Here is a 3,537-nt window from a genome sequence, read left to right on the forward strand (position 1 = left end):
ATTTGGTCCCTCGGGTTGGATGTCCATTTCGTCGAGGCTTTCCTGGCCCAGGCCCTCTTCCTTTTCATTCTCTACTTCGTGCCGACCCCGGGAGCAAGCGGAGTCGCCGAGGGTGGGGGAGCGGCAATCTTCAGCCTCCTTGTCCCGTGGAATATCGCCGGAGTCATGGCGATCACCTGGCGTTTTTTCACGGAATACCTTTCGATCGCGATGGGTGGTATCGTCGCGGTCAGGTTGCTCGGTTGGGGGATGGCTGATGACTTGCTGAAACCGGGGGATATAAGTGCGGAAGAGGAAGGAACGGAACAAGGTAAAAAATGAGCAAGGAAAAGATAAGAGCACTCGCCTTCAGGTTTCGTGGTGGGGTTTGGACCTTGTTCTTTCTCTTGGTCCTTTTTTTTATCCCGCACCGCACGCCGGCACCCATAACGGGAGTGATCGCCGTCGCGCTGGGACAGGGGATCCGGTTCTGGGCGGCGGGATCAATAGGGCAATATCGGGGCGAAATTGTCGGCGCCGCGGGGCTCGTCACCTGGGGCCCCTACTCCCTCGCCAGGAATCCACTTTACCTGGGCAATGCCCTGATCGGGCTGGGATGGTGCCCCCTTACGGGAAATCCTGCGGCGTTCCTTCTTTTTTTTGCCGTTTTCATAGCCCTTTACGTTGTGTTGGTGATACCCTACGAGGAGAGCTACCTCGGGAAGCGTTTCCCCGATGGTTTCACCCGTTACTCCGAAAGGGTGGGAAGGTTTCTCCCCTTAAGGAAACCTACCCTGGCCGATCTAAGCGGTCCCTTCAACTGGGCCGTTCTCTGGAAAAGCGAACGGCACTCCCTATGGGTTACCCTCATTGGTACCGTGCTGCTATTTTCGCGGCGGTGGTGGTGAACCCGCCCCCCCGTTTCCCATCAACAAAAGGCCTCTATAAAAAACCTATCGGTCCTTGCCCCAGGATCCGTTAAAATCTTGTGATTTGTTCGCCGTAGAGATTTTGCCACAAATTATTATAGATTTCCCCCTTGGGGACGATCTTGTTTGCAAAACCCTCGGCGATCGCGGCCTGGCCGACCGCCTCGGCGACCCTCGGCGCCGTCTCGTCGCAGAAAATGTCCGGTATAATCTTTCCCGGTCCCAGCCTGCGCCTGTCCACCACATCAGCCAGGGCCCTGGCTGCCGCCAGCAGCATGTCGTGGTTGAGCACCGTTGCCCTGACATCGAGCAGTCCTCGCATTATCCCCGGTGTGGAGAGGGAGTTGGGCATGGCGTTTTGATATCCTGGACCCCCCGTGGCGACGATAGCGGCCCCCGCTGCGATCGCCTCTTCCGGAAGGATTTCGGGGTCCGGAAGGGCCATGGCCAATACCACCGCTTCACCGGACATCCGACGTATGAACTCCGGGGGGAGTACGCCTCCCTTGGAGAGGCCGACGAAAATGTTAGCCCCCTCCATGGCCTTGTCGAGCCCGCCGGAAACCTTTTCCGGGTTTGTCCTTTCCGCTACCTCTTTTTGGATATGATTCATCCTGGGATTGTCCTCGGCGAGGATCCCCGCGCTGTTCAGCACCACCAGGTCCTCCGCTCCGGCCCTGAGCAGCAGCTCCGCCGTGGCCAGTCCCGCGGAGCCGGCGCCGTTTATCACGATCTTCATATCCCGGAGTTTCCTGCCCTGGACCTCGAGGGCGTTGTAAATGCCCGCCAGCACAATGACCGCCGTGCCGTGCTGGTCGTCACAAAGGACGGGAATGTTCACCCTGGTCCTCAACTCGCGGACAATGGAAAATGCCTTGGGGCTCGATATGTCCTCGATGTTGATCCCGCCGAGGGTTGGGGCCAGGAGGGAGCAGAAATGGAGGATATCCTCCGAGTCCTGGGAGTCCACGCACAGGGGGTAAGCGTTTACGTCGCCGAAAAGCTTGAAGAGCAGGCATTTCCCCTCGATGACCGGAAGGGCCGCGTAGGGTCCCACGTTTCCAAGACCTAGGACCGCGCTTCCGTCGGTAATGACGGCGATCCGATTGCCCCTGCCGGTGTACTCAAAGCTCATGCCTTCGTCCTGCTGTATGGCGAGAGCGGGCGGTACGCTCCCGGGAATATACGCCAGGGCCATCTCTTCCTCGTTATGAATGTTGATGGTGGGATAGATCTTGATCTTGCCCTTGGCTTTCCTGTGCAGTTCGATCGCTCTTGTCCTGTCAATCGGCATTGGTTCCCCTCCCTGACTTTGGTGATCCTCGGCCGTCAAGCCTTGAAAAAGGGAAGCATGGCTTTGAACTGCTCCGTGCCTGCCCGTCGAATCACCTGGTAGGCCAAAGTCTCCACGGGCGCCACCAGGGCCCCGGCCGCGGTCATGGCCTCGCAGGCCATCCTATGGTGATCCGGGTCGCGGCTTGAACAGGCATCGGCGGCGACAGCCACCGGGTGACCCTTTTCGAGAAGATCCATAACGGTAGCGAAAACGCATATATGGCTCTCGACCCCCGCCACGATAAGTTGATCCCTTCCGCCTTCGTGCAAGAATTCCTCGAAACCCTTTTCATCGAGGCAGGAAAAGTGGATCTTCTCGAAGGGCGAGGTGCCAGAGGGCATCTTCTCCATCAACGGGGGGACGGTTTTGCCAAGCCCCCCGGGGTAGTGTTCAGTGAATTTAATGGGAACGCCCATCACCTTGGCGGCCTCCAGGAGGATACCCGCGTTTCGGGTGACCTTTTCACAATTCGCCACGGCCTGCAGCATTTTCTCCTGGAGATCGATCAGAAGCAATTGAGCTCTTTCGGGAATGATCCTGAAAGGTAACATCGAAACCCACCCCGTTTCCTTCAATATTCTCGATTATGGGGTTATTATAAGCTAAAGACAACCTGAATTCGCCCGTGTCCGTTTCTTCAAAATGTGCTATGCTCAGAAAACTTGAAAGCCCGGGGGAGGTGTGTTTCATGGGCGCCAATGATTACAGAAGAAGCAACGAAGGGGAAGGTTTTGATCCGTACGGAGAATGGACTGTCGGGGATGTACTCAGGGCAATGACCGGCGGTGACATTCCCCCCTATATCGAGAGACTCGCTTCCCAAATCCAGGAATGGATGATTTCGGCTCTTTCCGGTGAGGGCGAACTCTCCGCCGAGGATTACCTTTTCGGTTTCGGGGACAGGAAGCAGGGAGACCCTGAAGCACTGATCTCCCAGCTCGACTGGGTTGACGAATTCGCCGACATCCTGCCCGCTTCAAGCGAACCCGCCGGGCACGAGGAAGCCGTAGCCCTTTGCTTTGGCCCGGTTGCTTTCGACGAAGGTATGCGGATGGCCATCGATTATGCCGCTCTCTTTGGCAGGGACCATTGCCGGCGGGTCTGGATGCTCAGCGACAGTTGGGTCATAGGAGAAGTGGTCCGTTATGTGCAACACTTCAGGGCTCTGGCCTCCCACGGGGTGGAACTGAGGTTCATCATGGTTACCCCCTGGGGTTGGACCGAAATACCCATTGCCCTGGAGACGGGTGACAACGACAGGCTCCATTGGGAAGCGAGAACGACGAGGCAGGA

Annotated in this window: 5 protein-coding genes; 3 read left to right on the forward strand and 2 right to left on the reverse strand. The window is 57.5% G+C overall.

The features are described 5' to 3' along the window. Positions 1 to 321, forward strand: a 321-nt coding sequence (locus GX108_07865; GenBank protein NLO56945.1) for a hypothetical protein, incomplete at its 5' end; no start/stop codon positions are given. Next, positions 318 to 887 (forward strand): isoprenylcysteine carboxylmethyltransferase family protein, encoded by a 570-nt coding sequence (locus tag GX108_07870; GenBank protein ID NLO56946.1) that lies wholly within the window; start codon positions 318 to 320, stop codon positions 885 to 887. The genes GX108_07865 and GX108_07870, both read left to right, overlap by 4 nt. A gap of 70 nt (positions 888 to 957) precedes the next feature. Here the strand turns inward: GX108_07870 and GX108_07875 are convergent, their stop codons facing one another. Both GX108_07875 and GX108_07880 read right to left on the reverse strand, forming a co-directional pair. After that, a complete protein-coding gene (locus GX108_07875) occupies positions 958 to 2,202 on the reverse strand; it encodes an NADP-dependent malic enzyme (protein ID NLO56947.1) in 1,245 nt (414 codons plus the stop codon). A gap of 35 nt (positions 2,203 to 2,237) precedes the next feature. Next, positions 2,238 to 2,795 carry an isochorismatase family protein gene (locus tag GX108_07880; protein ID NLO56948.1) on the reverse strand — a complete coding sequence of 186 codons (558 nt, stop codon included), beginning with the start codon at positions 2,793 to 2,795 and terminating at the stop codon, positions 2,238 to 2,240. Positions 2,796 to 2,932: 137 nt separating this feature from the next. Here GX108_07880 and GX108_07885 point away from each other — a divergent pair. Beyond that, the coding region (locus GX108_07885) for a hypothetical protein (protein NLO56949.1) at positions 2,933 to 3,537 on the forward strand (605 nt) is incomplete at its 3' end.

It is taken from the genome of Thermovirga sp. (genome assembly GCA_012523215.1).
In the GTDB taxonomy this organism is placed as follows: Bacteria; Synergistota; Synergistia; order Synergistales; family Thermovirgaceae; genus 58-81.

Excerpts from the sequence above, each read along its gene's own strand:
- GX108_07880 (NLO56948.1), bottom strand. The coding sequence starts at position 2,795 with ATGTTACCTTTCAGGATCATTCCCGAAAGAGCTCAATTGCTTCTGATC.
- GX108_07870 (NLO56946.1), top strand. The coding sequence starts at position 318 with ATGAGCAAGGAAAAGATAAGAGCACTCGCCTTCAGGTTTCGTGGTGGG.
- GX108_07875 (NLO56947.1), bottom strand. The coding sequence starts at position 2,202 with ATGCCGATTGACAGGACAAGAGCGATCGAACTGCACAGGAAAGCCAAG.